Below are 18571 nucleotides of genomic sequence, written 5' to 3'. Positions count from 1 at the left end.
GTCTGGGTGCAGGGCTCTGGCGAGATCAGCGCAGACGCGACAGGCGCTCGCGGCCCGCGGCAGCAGCCTCGGACTGGGGATAGGTCCGGACAAGGGTCTCCAGCGTGCGCTGGGCCGATTTGTTGTCCTTGAGTTCGACCTGGCTATTGGCCATGGCGAGCATGGCTTCTGGGGTGCGCAAGTGGGTAGGGTACTGACTCACGAGGCGCCGATGGCTCTCAATCGACTCCTTGTACGCACGGGTGGCATACAAGGCGTTGCCCTGCCAGTAAAGCGCTGAAGGGATGTAGCCACTGCCAGGAAAACGCCGCAGAAAGGCCGAGTAGGCCAAGGCTGCTCCGGCGAAGTCCGACTTGCGCAGCAGTTCCATGGCAGCGTCGTACTCGCGCTTTTCTTCCGGCGACGCGGAGAACTCCACGCCGTCGACTGACACCTTGCTGGGCTCGACCTGCTTCAGACGCGCATCGACTCCGGCCTGGACATCCTTCTGCTGGCGCTGAAGCTCGGACACATCACGAGCCAGCTGCTCGTTCAGGCCACGCAGACGGGCAATCTCGGCCCTGAGCTGTTCGTTCTGGTTGGACAACTCAAGAAGGCTGCGCTGGCTGGCCGACCCCGCATCGCGCGATTCCGCTGCCATGCGACTGAGCTTGGCGTCGACCTCCAGCTTGTACGCGTCGAACTTCTGCCGAAGGTCCAGGATCGCCTTGCGCGCTTCGTCGTCATCGAACAGGGCGTGGGCCTGCAGCGGCCACAGGCAGGCGCCAACCAGCGCCATGGCCGCTGCCACACGGACGGACAGGACAGCAGATGTGCGCACGGCCATGTCAGCGGTAGGTCATTTCCACACGGCGATTCTTGGCATAGGACGTCTCGTCCATGCCCATCGCGGCGGGCTTTTCTTCCCCGAAGCTCACCGGCTCCATCTGGGACTCGTTCACACCCAGCAGCGCCAGCGAACGGCGAACGGCCTCAGCGCGCTTCTGGCCGAGCGCCAGGTTGTACTCGCGGCCACCACGCTCGTCGGTGTGGCCTTCCAGGGCCACCTTGCGGTTCGGGTTGGCCTTGAGATAGCGGGCGTTGGCTTCCAGCGCTGCGGTGTACTCGGCACGTACCTCGAAGCTGTCGTAGTCGAAATAGACGATGCGGGAAAGCGCTGCAGGCTGCTCGGTGTCCATGCCAGGAACCTGCACACCGGTGACACCACGCGGATCAACACCAGAACCGGAGCCATCCTGACCAGCTTGGCCAGTGGTGGTGTTGCGGTCTTCGACCGGCGCCTCATCCAGCTTCACGCTGGAGCCGCAGGCTGCGAGCGACGCCACCAAGATCAGGGCGCCGAGCCGAAAGGCCCATTGGGAAGTTGTGCGCTGCGCAGCCGGGGTCGAGGTGTTGTTCATGGACAGGTCCCTTTCTGAGTCGGGTTGGTTGGTTTTGAAAAGAGGCAAGGCACCAAAGGAGTCAGATCGTCAGCGGACGAACGGGCCCCACTCGGGCTCTCGGATGTCGCCCTGGGCACCGGTCAGCCGGGTCTTGACGCGACCGTCGACGGTCGACGTCATCAGAGCCTCCTGCCCTCGATCGCGGGTGGCGTAAACGATGAGTCGGCTGTTGGGTGCAAAACTGGGGCTTTCGTCCGCGCTTGCATCACTCAGTGCAGTAACGTTGCCGCTGGACAGCTCCATCACATGCAGGCGGAAGGCTCCGCCAACGCGGGAGATAAACGCCAGCCAGCGCCCGTCGGGGCTGGGTGCAGGAGAGATGTTGTAGTTGCCGGTGAAGGTCAGGCGCTGCGGGTTCTCGCCGCCCGCACCCATGCGATAGATCTGGGGAGATCCACCACGGTCACTCACGAAAAAGATCGAGCGGCCATCAGCACTGAACACCGGCTCGGTGTCGATGCTGCCCGACTGGGTCAGCCGGCGCGGCTGGCCGCCATTGGCGTCCATGAGGTACACCTGCGCATTGCCCGAGAGGGACAGCGTCGCCACCACTTGTCGACCATCTGGCGACCACGACGGCGCGCTGTTGGAGCCACGGAAATTGGCCAGCAACCGGCGTTTGCCGGTGGCGACATCGTGCGAGTAGATGACGGGCTTTCGCGACTCGAACGAGACATAGGCCAGTTGCCCGCCGCCGGGCGCCCAGCTCGGTGAAATGATGGGCTCCGGGCTGCTGAGCGTGGCCTTCGCGTTCTCGCCATCGGAGTCGGCCACCAGCAAGGTGTAGCGCGGACCGTTCTTGGTCACGTACGCGATGCGGGTAGCGAACACCCCTTTTTCACCCGTGAGCTTCTCGTAGACGTAGTCGGCGATGCGGTGCGCTGCGTAGCGCAGATCGCCGGCGTTGACCGGGTAGCTGAGCCCGCCGAGGTCCTGTCCACGTACCGAATCCCAGAGTCGGAAGCGGATGTCGAAACGTCCATCGGCCAGCTTGGACACGCTGCCGGTCAGCAGGGCATCCGTGCCTTTCTCGCGCCAGGCGGCCAGATCGGGACGCGAAGTCTCGTCCAAACGGACCGGCAGAGGCTCGATGAACTTGAACTGCCCACTGCGCTCAAGGTCGGCGCGAACGATCGCGACCATGTCCTGGTTGGCAAGACCGTTGTCGCGGAAAGCCACACCAGAAATTGGAATCTGGGTCACGCCAGCGCCGGAGACTTCGACGCGAAACTGCGCCAGAGCGCTTTGGAGGGGAAGTACCGCCAGCGGCAGCACGGCGGCTTGGGACAACAGATGCCGCCGCGTGGGCAGCCATTCGGGTCGATTCAAATCCAGCATGCGTCGGGTGTTGGTGTCAGCGACAGAAAGCGCAGCCGTCGGATAATACCGGAAGCGCATCACAGGGCCGTGACAAGATGTGCCATATCCTTGCAGCGCGCGGGCTCAGAAGCCTGCTGTTGAACTAAACGAACCACCGACCGCCGTCTTGACCTTGCCCTCCACACCTGCCGCACCGCCCACTGCCACCATCCGCGAGCGCCTGGTGAGGTTCTGGCCGTACTTCCGTTCGGCGTCGGCGGGCATCGTGCTGGCGGTGATCTGCACGATCATCGGGGCGCTCACCGAACCGATGATCCCTGCGCTGCTCAAGACGCTGCTTGACAGCGGCTTCTCCGAAGGAAACATCGACCTCTGGATGGTTCCGGTGGCGCTGGTGGGACTGTTCGGCATCCGTGGCCTGGCCGGCTTTCTCGCTCAATACGCGCTGTCCTATACAGCCAGCCTGGGCCTGCTCAATCTGCGCCGCGCCATGTTTGCCAAGCTCAACGACGCGCAGCTGACGCTATTCGCCCGGCAGAGCGCCAGCAAGCTCTCCAACACGCTGGTCTACGAGGTGCAGACCGGCTCCACCCTGCTGGTCAACGCCCTTCTGACCCTCGCCAAGGACAGCCTCACACTGCTGGCGCTGCTGGGCTACCTGATGTATCTGAACTGGAAGCTCACCCTCATCGTGCTCTTCCTGTTCCCGGCGCTGGTGGTGGTGATGCGGGTGCTCTCGCGCCGCCTCTACAGCCTCACGAAATCCAGCCAGCAGGCCACCGACGAGCTGGCCTATGTGGTCGAGGAGAACGCCCTCGCCCACCGCATGGTCCGTCTGCACGGCGCGCAGGAACGCCAGTCCGACCGTTTCGAGTCGCTGAGCGTGCGTCTGCGGCGGCTGGCGCTGAAGTCGACCATCGCGCAGGCGGCCATGACACCGCTCACGCAGATGCTGGCGGCGGTGGCGCTTTCGGCGGTCATCGCCGTGGCCTTGTGGCAGAGCAGCCGCAGCGGGGTCACTGTCGGCAACTTCGTGGCCTTCGTGACGGCCATGCTGATGCTGGTGGCGCCCATACGGCACCTGGCCGAGATCGCTGGCCCCATCACCAGGGGATTGGCGGCCCTGGAGCGCGGGCTGGAGCTGATCGAGGACACACCGGAACAGTCCAGTGGCACCCACCAGGCCGATCGCGTCGAGGGGGCCATCGAGTTGAAGGACGTATGGGTGCGCTACCCGTCACGGGACGACGAGAACACCAGTGACGACGAGGTCAACCGCACGGCGCTGTGCGGCGTTTCGCTGCAGGTCCGGCCGGGCGAGGTGCTGGCACTGGTCGGCCCCTCCGGCTCCGGCAAGACCACGCTCGCCAACCTGCTGCCCCGTTTTGTCGAGGTGCTGCATGGCGACGTGCTGCTCGACGGCGTGGCCCTGCCAGACTGGGACCTGCACTGCCTGCGCAGACAGTTCGCCATGGTCAGCCAGGACGTGATCATGCTCAACGACACGCTCGCGGCCAACGTGGCGCTGGGCGCCGCGGAAGGTGCCATCGACGAGGAGAAGGTGATTGCGGCCCTCCATTCGGCCAACCTGGGCGAACTGGTTGCACGGCTGCCGAGAGGCATTCACAGCAACGTCGGACACAACGCAGCCGAGCTCTCGGGCGGGCAGCGCCAGCGCCTGGCGATTGCTCGGGCGATCTACAAGGATGCGCCGGTCCTGATCCTCGACGAAGCCACCTCGGCGCTGGACAACGAGTCCGAGCGGCTGGTGCAGGAAGCGCTGGCCCGCCTCATGAAAGGCCGCACGACGCTGGTGATCGCCCACCGGCTCTCGACCATCGAGCACGCCGACCGCGTGGTCGTGCTGGCCAACGGCCGCATTGCGGAACAGGGCACGCACCAAGTGCTGCTGCGCACGGGCGGCCTCTATGCACGGCTGCACGCCCAGGGCTTCTCGCCGGAGCCCGAAGCAGCGTGAGCCGGGCCTCAGAGCAGGACGATGTCGTACTGCTCCTGAGTCATCGAACTCTCGGCCTGCAGCGAGATGGGCTTGCCGATGAAGTCTGAAAGACCCGCCAGGTGCTGCCCCTCTTCGTCGAGAAACAGCTCGATCACCCGGGGTGAAGCCACCACCCGGAACTCGCGCGGGCTGAAGGCGCGCGCCTCGCGCAGGATTTCGCGCAGGATGTCGTAGCACACGCTGCGCGCGGTCTTCACCACGCCCTTGCCGTCGCAGGACGGGCACGGCTCGCTGAGCATATGGGCCAGGGACTCTCGGGTGCGTTTGCGGGTCATCTCCACCAGGCCGAGCTGCGAAAAGCCACCCGTCATGGTCTTGACGCGGTCCCGCGACAACTGCTTGCGGAACTCGGTCAGCACGGCATCGCGGTGGTCTTCGCGCACCATGTCGATGAAATCCACAATGACGATGCCGCCCAGGTTGCGCAGCCGTAGCTGGCGTGCGATGGCCTGCGCGGCCTCCAGGTTGGTGCGGAAGACGGTGTCGTCGAAGTTGCGTGCCCCGACGAACCCGCCCGTGTTCACGTCGACCGTGGTCAGCGCCTCGGTCTGGTCGATCACCAGATAGCCACCGGACTTGAGGTCGACCCGGCGACTGAGCGCACGCGCAATCTCTTCGTCGATGTTGAACAGGTCGAAGATCGGGCGCTCGCCGGTGTAGAGCTGCAGCTTGCTGGCGGTATCGGGCATGAATTCCGCTGCGAAGGACTGCAGCAGCCCGAACTGCTCCCGGGAATCGATCCGGATCGAGTGCGTCTGAGCGCCCACCAGGTCGCGCAGCACCCGTTGCATGAGGTTGAGGTCGACGTGCAGCACGGTGGCAGGAGGCTGGCGCGAGGCGGCATCCTTGATGCGTTGCCAGGTCTTGCGCAGGTACGCGATGTCTTCACCCAGCTCCTCGTCACTGGCGTCCTCGGCGTTGGTGCGCAGGATGAAGCCACCGGCCGCGCTGCCGTCCGGCATGGCCGTGAGCGTCAGCAGGCGCTGGCGCAGCGACTCGCGCTGGGCCGAGGGAATCTTCTGCGACACGCCGATGTGGTTGTCTTGGGGCAGGAATACCAGCAGCCGGCCCGCGATGCTGATCTGTGCGGTCAGGCGCGCGCCCTTCGTCCCGATCGGGTCCTTCAGGACCTGGACCATCAGCGCCTGTCCCTCAAAGATCTGCCGCTCGATCGGCTGCACCGGATCAGCGGCCAGCACGCGGTTGCTGCCGCCGTTGGGGGTCTCTGAACCCGGCTGGGCAGCGGCGCGCTCGCGCGGCGCCGCGTGCTTGGCTGTGATGTTGGGCATCAGGTCGGCGACGTGCAGGAAGGCCGCACGGTCCAGACCAATGTCGATGAAGGCGGATTGCATGCCCGGCAGCACGCGGGACACCTTGCCCAGGTAGATGTTGCCCACCAGACCGCGCTCCAGCGTGCGTTCGAGGTGCACCTCCTGCACCGCGCCCTGCTCCACCACCGCCACGCGGGTTTCCTGGGGTGCCCAGTTGATCAGGATGTCCTGGCTCATTGATGCCTCGTGATGGTTTTCAGTTTCAGCAAACCAGCCGCACACCCGCAGCCCGCAGGAGTTGCGCCGTTTCATGGGCCGGCAAACCCATGATGCCCGAGTAACTGCCGCTGATGTGCCGGATGTGCAGAGCCGCGGCGCCCTGGATGGCATAGGCACCGGCCTTGCCCATGGGCTCGCCGCTGTCGACGTAGCGCCGGATGTCCGCGCCGGCCCACGGATCGAACTCGACCTGAGAGGTGGACAGCGCCGCCCACGAGCGGCCAGGGCCGCGCACCGTCGGGCGCGCCACCGCCACCGCCGTCAGCACGCGGTGACGGCGACCGGACAGATCGGACAGCATGCGCCGGGCCTCGGCGGCATCGGCGGGTTTGCCCAGTATGCGGCGCCCTAGCGCCACAGTGGTGTCGGCACACAGCACCGGCGCCAGCGGCCACCCCTTGCGCCGAAGGCGGCCCACGGAGGCCTCCAGTTTCAAAGCAGTCACCCGCTGCACGTAGTCGGCAGGCGCCTCGCCTGGCTTGGCCGCCTCCAGCGCCTCGACGTCCTCGTCGGAGTCGGGCAACAACAGCTCGCAGCGCACTCCCCACTGTTCGAGCAACTGCTTGCGGCGGGGACTCTGCGAGGCCAGGTAAATGAAGTCACTCACGGCGGGTCATTCCCGGTGGTAGGGGTGGTTGGCGTTGATCGACCAGGCGCGGTAGAGCTGCTCAATCAGCAGCACGCGCACCATGGCGTGGGGCAGCGTCATGTCCGACAGGCGGATGCGCTGGTGGGCTGCTTCGCGAAAAGCGGGTTCAAGGCCGTCCGGCCCCCCGATCACCAACGCCACATCGTCGCCACCAAGCTGCCAGGCCTTGAGCTGCTGGGCCAATGCCTTGGTGGTCAGCTGCGCCCCACGTTCATCGAGCACCACCACGCGGCAGCCCTTTGGCAGCGCAGCCACGATGCGCTCGCGCTCGGCAGCCATGACGGTTTCGACCGTCTTGGCGCCACGCGGCTCGGTCTTCACTGTTTTGAGTTCCACCCGGAGTTCGGGCGGAAAGCGCTTGGCGTAGTCGTCGTAAGCGGACTGAGCCCAGTCGGGCATGCGCTGCCCGACCGCGACGATCACCAGCTTCATGCCTTCTTCTTGGGCGCGGCCTTTTTCGCGGCGGGCTTCTTCGCAGCCGGCTTGGGCTTGTTCACCACCAGCTTGGGCAGCGCTGCCTTGGGTTGGACCGTCTTGGCCGCGCCTGCGGTTTTGCGTGGTGCCTTGGCCGCAGGCGTCTTGACGGCTGAAGTCTTGGCAGCGGCCTTTTTGGCGGGCGCTTTCGCGGGTGCCGCCGCAGCAGCAGCCGCCTTGGCCTGCTTGCGGGCCACGGACTTGGCGTCCACCGGCTTGACCTCTTTCTCGACGCCTTTGCGGGTGGTCTTGCTCGCCGGCTTGACCTCTTTCTCGACGCCTTTGCGGGTGGTCTTGCTCGCCGGCTTGGCAGCCGCGCGCGCCTCGGCGGCCTTTTCAGCTGCGCTCTTGAGTCGCACAGGCTTCTGGCCCCAGATCTCTTCAAGGCGGTAGTACTGCCGGATGACCGGCTGCATTACATGGGCGACCGCCTGACCGCAGTCGATGATGATCCACTCACCGTTGTCTTCACCCTCGATGCGGGGTTTGTCGAATCCGGCCTCGCGCACCGCATCACGAACGCTGGACGCGAGCGCCTTGGTTTGCCGGTTGGAGGTACCGCTGGCGATGATCACCCGTTCGAACAGCGGCGACAGCGTTTCGGTGTTGAAGACCACGATGTCCTGGCCCTTGACGTCCTCCAGACCATCGACGATGGCGCGCTGGAGTTTCTGGATGTCTTTTTTGGCGGTGGTTTCGCTGGTCATGAAGGCTGTTGGTAAAGGGAATGGGTCGAAATATAGCCGGCGACGGCCTCGGGCACCAGCGCAGCCAGTTCCTGGGGCTCCGCACCGCAAGACACCATCGAACGGATGGTGGTGGAGCTGATGGGCGAAAGCGGCACTGGCAGCCGAAGGTGCGGCACGGGCGAGTCGTCGCGGGTGTCACCATACACCGGGGTCGCAGCAGGTGGGAAGCCGGCACGTCCCGCCACCACCAGCTGCGCCAGACCAAGCACCTCTGGCCAGCGCTTCCAGGTCTTGAAGGCAGCCAGCTGGTCTTCGCCAATGATCAGGAACAGCTCCGCTCCCGGATATTCGCGCGCCAGTTCGTCCAGGGTATCGATGGTGTACGAGTCGCCTGGGCGATCATTTTCGCGTCGGTCCACACACACGCGCGCCAGATCGCCAAAGACCAGCTCACACATGGCCAGCCGGTGTTCCGCCGGGCTGAGAGAACGCGCCTTGTGCCAGGCGCGCCCGGTGGGAAGGATGTGCAGACGGTCCAGTTGCAGCGCATCCAGCGCAGACTCCACCAACAGACGGTGAGCGCGATGCGGAGGATCGAATGCGCCGCCGAACAGGCCGACCCGTTGCGCAGGCGCTGTCCGGTCGTTCGACCGCACAGAAGACATCAAACCCAGTCCTTGCGCACCAGGAAGTCGCTGTAGAGCCGCGCTTCGTGGGAGCCAGGTTCTTCCTGGCGCTGGTAGGACCAGCTCACCATGGGGGGCATGGACAACAGGATGGACTCGCTGCGCCCGCCCGACTGCAAACCGAAGTGGGTGCCGCGGTCCCAGACCAGGTTGAACTCCACATAGCGGCCGCGGCGGTACAGCTGGAACCCGCGCTCGCGCTCGCCAGAGGGAAGCGACTTGCGGCGGTCCACGATGGGCAAATAGGCGCCCAGGAACGCGTCGCCCACCGAGCGCATCATGGCAAAGCTGCCCTCGAAGCCCAGCTCCGAAAAGTCGTCGAAGAACACACCACCAATACCGCGCTGCTCGTCGCGGTGCTTCAGGTAGAAATACTCGTCGCACCATTTCTTGAAACGGGGGTATTTGTCGACGCCAAACGGGTCGAGCGCCGCTTTGCAGGTGCGGTGGAAGTGTTCGGCGTCCTCTTCAAAACCGTAGTAAGGCGTCAGGTCCATGCCCCCGCCGAACCAGCAGACCGGCTGCCCGCCTTGGGGCGTGGCGGCGATCATGCGCACGTTCATGTGGACCGTCGGCACCATGGGGTTGCGCGGGTGGAACACCAGCGAGACCCCCATCGCCTCGAAGGGCGCCCCGGACAGTTCCGGCCGGTGCTGGGTGGCCGATGGCGGCAGGGCGGGCCCAGTCACATGGGAAAAACCGCAACCGGCCCGCTCGAACACCGTGCCGTCTTCGAGGATCTGGGTGATGCCGGTGCCCTGCAGGCGCTCGCCCGCCGGCTTTTTCCAGTGGTCCACGGCGAAGCTCCCGCCATCCACCACGGCAATGGTGGACGTGATGCGGTCCTGGAGGTTGACGAGGTAGTCGCGGACCCGCTGGGTGGGTTGTTTCATGGTCAGAGCGCCCGGTACCCGATGTCGCGCCGGTACTGCATGCCGTCGAAGCGGATGCCATCCACCACGCCGTAGGCCTTCTGCTGTGCCTCGGCCACGGTATCCGCCAGCGCGGTCACGCACAGCACGCGGCCGCCCGAAACCACCACATGTCCGTTGGCATCGGTGGTGCCGGCATGGAACACCATGCGGTCGGCCTCGTCGGCCGGCAGGCCGCTGATGACGTCGCCCTTGCGCGGGTTCATGGGGTAACCGGCGGCAGCCAGCACCACGCCCAGCGCCACACGCGGGTCCCAGTCGAGCGTGACCTGGTCCAGCTCTGCACGGGTGGCCGAGAGCAGCACCTGCGCCAAGTTGGAGCGCAACCGCATCATGATCGGCTGGGTCTCGGGGTCGCCCATGCGGCAGTTGAATTCCAGCGTCTTGACGCGGCCTTCGGGCGTGATCATCAGGCCCGCATAGAGGAAGCCGGTATAGGGGATGCCGTCGGCGGCCATACCCCGCAGTGTGGGCAGGATCACCTCGTCCATGGCGCGCTGGTGCACAGAAGGCGAGACCACCGGCGCGGGCGAATAGGCGCCCATGCCGCCGGTGTTCGGCCCCTGGTCGGCGTCCAGCAGGCGCTTGTGGTCCTGGCTGGTGGCCAGCGCCAGCGCGTTGACGCCGTCGCACAGCACGATGAAGCTCGCCTCCTCGCCTTCGAGAAACTCCTCGATCACCACCCGGGCGCCGCCCTCGTTGTGCGCCACGCCCAGCTTGTTGTCCAGCAGCATGAAGTCGATGGCTTCGTGCGCTTCGGCCAGCGACATCGCCACCACCACACCCTTGCCCGCCGCCAGGCCGTCGGCCTTGATCACGATGGGTGCGCCCTTGGCGTCCACATAAGCGTGGGCCTGCACCGCATCGGTGAAGGTCTGGTACTCGGCGGTGGGAATACCATGGCGCTGCATGAAGGCCTTGCTGAAGGCCTTGGAGCTTTCGAGCTGCGCGGCCATCTGCGTCGGGCCAAAGATCGCCAGCCCGTGGGCACGAAACTCGTCCACAACCCCCGCCGCCAGCGGCGCCTCGGGACCGACCACCGTCAGGCTGATGGCGTTGGCCTGCGCCCATTCCCGCAACGCCACCTTGTCGGTGATGGCCAGGTTGGTCAGCTGCGAATCACGCGCCGTTCCCGCGTTGCCGGGCGCCACAAACACCTGCTCCACACCCTCGGATTGCTTGAGTTTCCACGCCAGTGCGTGCTCGCGGCCACCGCCGCCAATCACCAGGACTTTCATTCGTTGATCTCGGCGTTGTGGAACACGTCTTGCACGTCGTCCAGGTCTTCGATGACATCCAGCAGCTTCTGCATGCGGGCTGCGTCTTCGCCTGTCAGCTCGATGGTGTTCTCGGGACGCATGGTCACCTCGGCCACTTCGGGCTTCAGGCCGGCCGCTTCCAGCGCATTCTTCACGGCCTCGAAGTCGGTGTAGGCGGTCAGCACCTCGATGGCGCCATCGTCGTCGGTGATCACGTCTTCGGCCCCGGCTTCCAGCGCCACCTCCATCACCTTGTCCTCGCTCGTACCCGGCGCAAAGATGATCTGTCCGCAGTGCTTGAACTGGAAGGCCACAGAACCTTCGGTGCCCAGGTTGCCGCCGTACTTGCTGAAGGCGTGACGAATCTCGGCGACGGTGCGCACCTTGTTGTCGGTCATGGTGTCGACAATGATCGCCGCACCGCCGATGCCATAACCCTCGTAGCGAATCTCTTCCAGCGCCTGGCCTTCTAGGTTGCCCGAGGCCTTGTCCACGTTGTACTTGATGCGGTCGGCCGGCATGTTGGCTGCCTTGGCCTTGTCGATCGCCAACCGCAGGCGCGGGTTCATGGCCGGGTCACCGCCGCCGGTGCGGGCCGCGACGGTGATCTCGCGAATCACGCGCGTCCAGATCTTTCCCCGCTTCTCATCCTGCCGGCCCTTGCGGTGTTGAATGTTGGCCCATTTGCTGTGTCCAGCCACGAGAGAGTCCTTTTTTCTGACCAGAATTTGGTGTAATAACCCTCGATTTTACGACCCGCCCTTCCCCCCTCCTTGCAAGGATGCCCGACATGGCCGAACCGATGCTGATCGCCCAGAACGCCAGTACACAGTGCCACCTTCTGCCCGGCCTGGCCAACCGCCACGGGCTGATCACGGGCGCTACCGGTACCGGCAAGACGGTGACGCTGCAGACCCTGGCCGAGCAGTTCTCCAACATCGGTGTGCCGGTGTTCATGGCCGACGTCAAGGGCGACCTCACCGGCATCAGCCAGACCGGCAACCTGCCGGACAAGGTGCGCAAGATCCTGGCCGACCGCGGTCTCACCCCCACCCCGCCCCAGGCCTGCCCCACCACGCTGTGGGATGTGTTCGGCGAGCAGGGCCATCCGGTGCGCGCCACGGTGTCCGACATGGGTCCGCTGCTGCTCTCGCGCATGCTGGACCTGAATGACACCCAGGCCGGCGTGCTCAACCTGGTCTTCAAGATCGCCGACGACAACGGTCTGCTGCTACTGGACATGAAGGACCTGCGCGCCATGCTTCAGCATGTGGGCGACAACGCCAAGCAGTTCACCACCGAGTACGGCAACATCAGTGCGGCCAGCATCGGGGCCATCCAGCGCGGTCTGCTGCAGATCGAACAGCAAGGGGGCGACAAGTTCTTTGGCGAGCCCATGCTCGACATCAGCGACTTCATGCAGACCGTGGGGGGCAAGGGCGTGATCAATGTTCTGACGGCCGACAAGCTGCTGAACGCGCCGCGCCTGTACGCCACGTTCCTGCTGTGGATGTTGTCCGAGCTGTTCGAGAGCCTGCCCGAGATCGGCGACCCCGAGAAACCCAAGCTGGTATTCTTCTTCGACGAAGCCCACCTGCTGTTCGACGAGGCGCCCAAGATCCTGGTCGAGCGCATCGAGCTGGTGGTGCGCCTGGTGCGCTCCAAGGGCGTGGGCGTGTATTTCGTGACGCAGAACCCGCTGGACATTCCCGATTCGGTGCTCGGTCAGCTGGGCAACCGCGTGCAGCACGCGCTGCGCGCTTTCACCCCCCGCGACCAAAAGGCGGTCAAGGCGACCGCCGAAACCATGCGACCCAAGGCCGGGCTCAACATCGAAGCCGCCATCACCGAGCTGGCCGTGGGCGAGGCGCTGGTCAGCCTGCTCGACAGCAAGGGGCGCCCGAGCGAAACCGAGCGCGTGTTCGTGCTGCCGCCAGGCAGTCAGCTGGGGCCCATCACTCCCGAACAGCGCAAGGCACTGCTCCAGGGCTCGCTGGTGGCCGGCGTGTACGAGAAAGTGGTGGATCGCGAAAGCGCCTACGAAATGTTCCGCAAACATGCTGGCGCAACGGACGAAGCCGACGCGTCACCGGCAGATGCCCCCAGGACCCCGCGTATTCCCGGCGCGGCAGGCAAGAAGGCCGAGGCGGAAAGCGGCGGTATTGGCGGCATGCTGAACGAAGCGCTGTTTGGCCGGACCGGTCCACGCGGCGGCCAGTACGACGGCATTGTCCAGACCATGGCCAAGACCGCCGCCCGCAGCGTGGCCAGCGGCATCGGCCGCCAGATCGTGCGCGGCGTGCTGGGCAGCCTGCTCGGTGGCAAGCGCTGACCCTTCCACCACACCAAGGATCCACATGGCCCAACGTTTCTTCGCCCACGCCTGTCTGGTCGGCCTCAGTGCCCTGTTGAGCGCCTGCGGGGGCGGCGACAGTGGTGACGATGCGGGCGGTGGCGGCAGTTCGGCCGAGAAGGTGGCAAGTTGCGGACTCAATGGCGGCCCGCTGCGCATCATGCCTTTGGGCGACTCCATCACCGAGGGCGAAGCCGGCCACAACAGCTACCGCAGAGTGCTGTGGCAGCGCCTGAACGGCGCGGGATGCTCGGTCAACCTGGTCGGCAGCAAGTCGGGCGTCTCCAGGGGCTCACGCGACAGTGGGTCGGTGAATCCGCCGAACGCAGACTTCGACCTCGACCACGAGGGCTACTGGGACTATTCGGTCAACGAACTCATTCCACGGGTCGGCGGGCTGGTGGCCCAGGCGCAGCCCGATGTGGTGCTGGTTCACCTGGGCACCAACGACGTGCTCGGCGGGCAGTCGTCCGGTGGCGTCGCCCAGGAACTGGGCGGGCTGATCGACGCCATCCGCGCCGGCAAACCGGACGCCCACATCCTGCTGGCCAAGATCATCCCGGCCGCACCCGATCCCTCCGGCACCGCAGCCCTCAACCGCCAGATCGACGGCGTTGCGTCCAGCCGATCCAGTGCCACATCGCCGATTGCGGTGGTCAACCAGGCCAGCGGTTACTCCACGGCCGACAACTACGACGGCGTGCACCCGAACCCCGCTGGCGAGGCCAAGCTGGGCAACCGCTGGGCAGATGCCGTTCTGGCCTGGCGCACCCAATGAAGGTCTGAAGGCGGCAATCATCAAAAAACAAGAAACCCGGCATGGCCGGGTTTCTTTTTGGGATGGAAGCCTTCGGGATCAGCCGGCCGTGGCCTCTTCAGGCTTGGCCTTGCCTTCCTTCTTGGGCAGCGGCTGGATGTCGAGCTTGACCTCCTGCGTCTCCTTGCCGTCTTCGCCGGTCTTGGACTCCAGATCCACCGTCAGGCGCCCACCCTCGGTCAGGCGCCCGAACAGCAACTCGTCGGCGAGCGCACGGCGAATGGTGTCCTGGATCAGGCGCTGCATCGGACGCGCGCCCATCAGCGGGTCGAAGCCCTTCTTGGCGAGGTGCTTGCGCAAGTCGTCGGTGAAGGTGACCTCCACTTTCTTCTCGGCCAGCTGGCCTTCGAGCTGCAGCAGGAACTTGTCCACCACGCGCATGATGATCTGCTCATCCAGCGCCTTGAAGCTGACGATGGCGTCCAGCCGGTTGCGGAACTCGGGCGTGAACAGGCGCTTGATGTCGCCCATTTCGTCGCCGGCCACACGCGGGTTCGTGAAGCCGATGGTCGCTTTGTTCATGGTCTCAGCGCCCGCGTTGGTCGTCATGATGATGATGACGTTGCGGAAGTCGGCCTTGCGCCCGTTGTTGTCCGTCAGCGTACCGTGATCCATGACCTGCAGCAGCACGTTGAAGATGTCCGGGTGCGCCTTCTCGATTTCGTCGAGCAGCAGCACACAATGCGGCTTCTTGGTGATCGCCTCGGTCAGCAGGCCACCTTGGTCGAAACCCACGTAGCCCGGAGGCGCGCCGATCAGGCGACTCACCGCATGGCGCTCCATGTACTCGGACATGTCGAAGCGGATCAGGTCGATGCCCATGATGTAGGCAAGCTGCTTGGCGGCTTCGGTCTTGCCGACGCCGGTGGGGCCGCTGAACAGGAACGCACCAATCGGCTTGTCGGCCTTGCCCAGACCGGAGCGCGCCATCTTGACGGAGGCGGCGAGCACTTCCAGCGCTTTGTCCTGGCCGAACACCACGCTCTTGAGGTCGCGCTCCAGCGTCTGCAGCTTGCTGCGGTCGTCGTTGGACACGTTCGCGGGCGGGATGCGAGCGATCTTGGCCACGATCTCCTCGATCTCGGCCTTGCCGATGGTCTTCTTGCGCTTGGACGGCGTTAGGATGCGCTGCGCGGCACCGGCCTCGTCGATCACATCGATGGCCTTGTCCGGCAGATGGCGGTCGTTGATGTACTTGGCCGAGAGCTCGGCCGCAGCCTGCAATGCCGCCACTGCGTACTTGACGCTGTGGTGTTCCTCGAAGCGGCTCTTGAGACCCTTTAGGATATCCACCGTCTGCTCGACCGTCGGTTCGATCACGTCCACTTTCTGGAAGCGGCGGGACAGCGCAGCGTCTTTCTCGAAGATGCCGCGGTATTCGGTGAAGGTGGTTGCGCCGATGCACTTGAGCTGACCGCTGGACAGGGCCGGCTTGAGCAGGTTCGATGCATCCAGCGTTCCGCCCGAAGCCGCACCGGCCCCGATGAGCGTGTGGATCTCGTCGATGAACAGGATGGCATTGGGCTTGTCCTTGAGCGACTTGAGCACCGCCTTGAGGCGCTGCTCGAAATCGCCCCGGTACTTGGTGCCCGCCAGCAGTGCGCCCATGTCGAGGGAATACACCGTGGCCTCGGCAAGGATCTCGGGCACATCGTTCTGTGTGATGCGCCAGGCCAATCCCTCAGCAATCGCCGTCTTGCCCACTCCGGCTTCACCCACCAACAGCGGGTTGTTTTTGCGGCGGCGGCAGAGGATCTGGATCGTGCGCTCGACCTCGTACTCGCGGCCAATCAGCGGGTCGATCTTTCCTTCCTTGGCCGCCTGGTTAAGGTTCTGGGTGAACTGCTCCAGGGGCGACTGCTTTTCATTGCTCTTGGCCTCGGCGCCCTGCTCCTCGTTGTCCGCGGCGCTTTCACCGGGCTTGGACGACTCGGGCGGATCGCTCTTGCGGATGCCGTGAGCAATGAAATTCACTACGTCCAGACGGGTCACGCCCTGCTGGTGGAGGTAGTAGACGGCGTGCGAATCCTTCTCGCCGAAGATGGCCACCAGCACGTTGGCGCCGGTCACCTCTTTCTTGCCATTGCCGGTGGACTGAACGTGCATGATCGCGCGCTGGATCACCCGCTGGAACCCCAGCGTGGGCTGCGTATCGACCTCGTCAGTGCCAGCGACCTGGGGCGTGTTGTCCTTGATGAAGTTCGTCAGGGACTTGCGCAGGTCGTCGATGTTGGCCGAGCAGGCCCGCAAAACCTCGGCTGCGCTGGGGTTGTCCAGCAGCGCCAAGAGCAGATGCTCGACCGTAATGAATTCGTGTCGTTGCTGGCGGGCCTCAACGAAGGCCATATGCAAGCTGACTTCAAGTTCCTGGGCAATCATGGACGCTTCCTTTGGGCTGGTGAGAATCTGAAACGCGAGCGTTCGGGTGGAGGTTTACAGGGAAGAGACCATCAGTTGGGGTAGACCCGCCTTTATTCAACCGGTTCACTCAGGCATTGCAGCGGATGACCGGCGGCGCGGGACGCCGCCAGCACCTGGTCCACTTTGGTGCTCGCCACATCCCGGGTGTATATGCCGCAGATGCCTTTGCCCTCCAAGTGGATCTTGAGCATGATCTGGGTGGCAGTCTCCCGGTCTTTGCTGAAAAATTCCTGAATCACATGCACGACAAACTCCATGGGGGTGAAGTCGTCGTTAAGCAACACGACCTGAAACATCTGGGGTGGCTTGGTGCGCTGCGTGCGCCGCTCAAGCACCACCGAGTCGTCGCTACCGACGCCTGTCGGAGCCGCTGGAACTGGGGGTTTCTTCGGGATCTGAGTGGCCATGAAAATGATTCTAGCGGCCAGCCGCCCCGAAGATCCGGCTGTGGACATGTCCAGACAAGCCCCAACCGGTACGCTGCGCCCGCCGGGTGCCTGGTGCTTGAACTGCTGACCCTTTCCATGGACCCATTGTCGGTGTTGCCACCAAGAAAAAACCGCCAAGGAACGGCAATTCCTGGCGGCTTTTGTGCCCTTTCCCCGATAGGAGAACGACCAACCTACATGTGGTCGATCATGACCTGCCCGAAACCTGAGCAGGACACCTGGGTTGCCCCGTCCATCAGACGTGCGAAGTCGTAGGTCACCTTTTTGGACAGAATGGCCTGCTCCATGGCCGAAATGATCAGGTCGGCAGCCTCGGTCCAGCCCATGTGGCGCAACATCATTTCAGCCGACAGAATCTCTGACCCTGGGTTCACATAGTCCTTGCCGGCGTACTTCGGCGCTGTGCCGTGTGTGGCCTCGAAGCAGGCCACTGAGTCGGACAGGTTGGCCCCCGGGGCGATGCCGATGCCCCCCACCTGCGCCGCCAAGGCATCGGAGATGTAGTCGCCGTTGAGGTTGAGCGTGGCGATCACCGAGTACTCGGCCGGCCGCAGCAGAATCTGCTGCAGGAAGGCATCGGCGATCGAGTCCTTGATCACGATGTTGCGACCGGTTTTTGGGTTCTTGAACTGGCACCACGGTCCGCCGTCGATCGGCTGCGCGCCGAACTGTTTCTGCGCCAGGGCGTAACCCCAGTCGCGGAAACCGCCCTCGGTGAACTTCATGATGTTGCCCTTGTGAACCAGGGTCACACTGGGCTTGTCGTTGTCGATGGCGTACTGGATCGCCTTGCGCACCAGCCGCTCGGTGCCTTCGATCGACACCGGCTTGATGCCGATGCCGGAGGTCTCCGGAAAACGGATCTTGGTCACGCCCATCTCGTCCTGCAGGAACTTGATCAGCTTCTTCGCCTTGTCGCTCTGGGCGGCGTATTCGATGCCGGCGTAGATATCTTCCGAGTTCTCGCGGAAGATCACCATGTTGGTCTTCTCGGGCTCCTTCAGCGGCGACGGCACGCCCTTGAAGTACTGCACCGGCCGCAAGCACACGTACAGGTCCAGCTCCTGGCGCAGCGCCACGTTGAGCGAGCGGATGCCACCACCCACCGGGGTGGTCAGCGGACCCTTGATCGAGACCACATACTCCTTGAGCGCAGCCAGCGTCTCTTCCGGCAGCCAGACGTCGGGACCGTAGACCTTGGTCGATTTCTCACCGGCAAAAACCTCCATCCAGTGGATCTTGCGCTTGCCACTGTAAGCCTTCTCCACAGCCGCATCGACCACTTTGAGCATCACCGGCGTGATGTCCAGACCGGTGCCATCGCCTTCGATATACGGGACGATGGGCTCATCTGGCACGTTCAGCGACATGTCCTGATTGACAGTGATCTTCTGGCCTTGAGCCGGCACCTTGATGTGCTGATACATGGAAAACGATCTCCGGTGGAATGATAAAAGCGGACAACTCTGAAGCCGGCATCGCCTCAGACAGCCAGAAATTCTATTCCGCC

17 protein-coding genes are annotated in these 18571 nt (G+C 64.5%); 3 read left to right on the top strand and 14 right to left on the bottom strand.

Annotation, left to right across the window (positions count from 1 at the left end; translation table 11 throughout):
- Positions 1-25: 25 nt before the first annotated feature.
- From ybgF to tolB, 3 genes are all read right to left on the bottom strand, one after another.
- Complete coding sequence (gene ybgF / locus ACFOPI_RS21025) at positions 26-826, bottom strand: tol-pal system protein YbgF (protein WP_382178346.1); 801 nt, start codon at positions 824-826, stop codon at positions 26-28.
- A 1-nt stretch (position 827) separates the two neighbouring features.
- Positions 828-1400: a peptidoglycan-associated lipoprotein Pal gene (pal, locus tag ACFOPI_RS21020; protein ID WP_382178344.1), complete on the bottom strand. Its 573-nt coding sequence runs from the start codon at positions 1398-1400 to the stop codon at positions 828-830.
- 69 nt (positions 1401-1469) lie between these two features.
- Complete coding sequence (gene tolB, locus ACFOPI_RS21015; RefSeq protein ID WP_382178341.1) at positions 1470-2780, bottom strand: Tol-Pal system beta propeller repeat protein TolB; 1311 nt, start codon at positions 2778-2780, stop codon at positions 1470-1472.
- A gap of 148 nt (positions 2781-2928) precedes the next feature.
- Here tolB and msbA point away from each other — a divergent pair, with 148 nt between their 5' ends.
- Positions 2929-4740 carry a lipid A export permease/ATP-binding protein MsbA gene (msbA, locus tag ACFOPI_RS21010; RefSeq protein WP_382178339.1) on the top strand — a complete coding sequence of 604 codons (1812 nt, stop codon included), beginning with the start codon at positions 2929-2931 and terminating at the stop codon, positions 4738-4740.
- A gap of 8 nt (positions 4741-4748) precedes the next feature.
- Here msbA and rng read toward each other — a convergent pair whose 3' ends face one another.
- From rng to ACFOPI_RS20970, 8 genes are read right to left on the bottom strand one after another with little or no spacing between them, the layout of a single operon-like run.
- A complete protein-coding gene (gene rng / locus ACFOPI_RS21005) occupies positions 4749-6290 on the bottom strand; it encodes a ribonuclease G (protein WP_382178336.1) in 1542 nt (513 codons plus the stop codon).
- 25 nt (positions 6291-6315) lie between these two features.
- Positions 6316-6939: a Maf family protein gene (locus ACFOPI_RS21000; RefSeq protein WP_382178333.1), complete on the bottom strand. Its 624-nt coding sequence runs from the start codon at positions 6937-6939 to the stop codon at positions 6316-6318.
- Positions 6940-6945: 6 nt separating this feature from the next.
- Positions 6946-7413 carry a 23S rRNA (pseudouridine(1915)-N(3))-methyltransferase RlmH gene (rlmH, locus tag ACFOPI_RS20995; protein ID WP_382178331.1) on the bottom strand — a complete coding sequence of 156 codons (468 nt, stop codon included), beginning with the start codon at positions 7411-7413 and terminating at the stop codon, positions 6946-6948.
- Complete coding sequence (rsfS, locus tag ACFOPI_RS20990; protein ID WP_382178328.1) at positions 7410-8162, bottom strand: ribosome silencing factor; 753 nt, start codon at positions 8160-8162, stop codon at positions 7410-7412. The genes rlmH and rsfS overlap by 4 nt, the downstream gene beginning before the upstream one ends.
- On the bottom strand, positions 8159-8800 hold the full coding sequence (nadD, locus tag ACFOPI_RS20985; protein ID WP_382178325.1) for a nicotinate (nicotinamide) nucleotide adenylyltransferase: 642 nt from the start codon (positions 8798-8800) through the stop codon (positions 8159-8161). The genes rsfS and nadD overlap by 4 nt, the downstream gene beginning before the upstream one ends.
- A gap of 8 nt (positions 8801-8808) precedes the next feature.
- The gene (hemF, locus tag ACFOPI_RS20980) at positions 8809-9723 is read right to left on the bottom strand and encodes an oxygen-dependent coproporphyrinogen oxidase (RefSeq protein WP_382178322.1); all 915 of its coding nucleotides are present in this window, start codon (positions 9721-9723) and stop codon (positions 8809-8811) included.
- Between the two features lie 2 nt (positions 9724-9725).
- Complete coding sequence (purD, locus tag ACFOPI_RS20975; RefSeq protein ID WP_382178319.1) at positions 9726-11000, bottom strand: phosphoribosylamine--glycine ligase; 1275 nt, start codon at positions 10998-11000, stop codon at positions 9726-9728.
- Positions 10997-11722: a YebC/PmpR family DNA-binding transcriptional regulator gene (locus ACFOPI_RS20970; RefSeq protein ID WP_382178316.1), complete on the bottom strand. Its 726-nt coding sequence runs from the start codon at positions 11720-11722 to the stop codon at positions 10997-10999. Before ACFOPI_RS20970 ends, purD begins: the two co-directional genes overlap by 4 nt.
- An 89-nt stretch (positions 11723-11811) precedes the next feature.
- Between ACFOPI_RS20970 and ACFOPI_RS20965 the strand changes: the two genes are divergently transcribed.
- Positions 11812-13353 carry a helicase HerA-like C-terminal domain-containing protein gene (locus ACFOPI_RS20965; protein WP_382178313.1) on the top strand — a complete coding sequence of 514 codons (1542 nt, stop codon included), beginning with the start codon at positions 11812-11814 and terminating at the stop codon, positions 13351-13353.
- Positions 13354-13378: 25 nt separating this feature from the next.
- Positions 13379-14152 (top strand): SGNH/GDSL hydrolase family protein, encoded by a 774-nt coding sequence (locus ACFOPI_RS20960; RefSeq protein ID WP_382178310.1) that lies wholly within the window; start codon positions 13379-13381, stop codon positions 14150-14152.
- 78 nt (positions 14153-14230) lie between these two features.
- Here ACFOPI_RS20960 and clpA read toward each other — a convergent pair whose 3' ends face one another.
- The 3 genes from clpA to icd all read right to left on the bottom strand — a co-directional run bounded on the left by clpA (position 14231) and on the right by icd (position 18488).
- Positions 14231-16570 carry an ATP-dependent Clp protease ATP-binding subunit ClpA gene (gene clpA / locus ACFOPI_RS20955; RefSeq protein ID WP_382178307.1) on the bottom strand — a complete coding sequence of 780 codons (2340 nt, stop codon included), beginning with the start codon at positions 16568-16570 and terminating at the stop codon, positions 14231-14233.
- 92 nt (positions 16571-16662) lie between these two features.
- The gene (gene clpS, locus ACFOPI_RS20950; protein ID WP_133156860.1) at positions 16663-17019 is read right to left on the bottom strand and encodes an ATP-dependent Clp protease adapter ClpS; all 357 of its coding nucleotides are present in this window, start codon (positions 17017-17019) and stop codon (positions 16663-16665) included.
- A gap of 215 nt (positions 17020-17234) precedes the next feature.
- Positions 17235-18488, bottom strand: a complete 1254-nt coding sequence (gene icd / locus ACFOPI_RS20945; RefSeq protein ID WP_382178304.1) for an NADP-dependent isocitrate dehydrogenase — start codon at positions 18486-18488, stop codon at positions 17235-17237.
- Positions 18489-18571 lie beyond the last annotated feature (83 nt).

The organism is Hydrogenophaga luteola (genome assembly GCF_042648585.1).
Classification (GTDB): Bacteria; Pseudomonadota; Gammaproteobacteria; order Burkholderiales; family Burkholderiaceae_C; genus Hydrogenophaga; species Hydrogenophaga luteola.
This window is presented reverse-complemented; position numbering and strand designations above follow the sequence as displayed.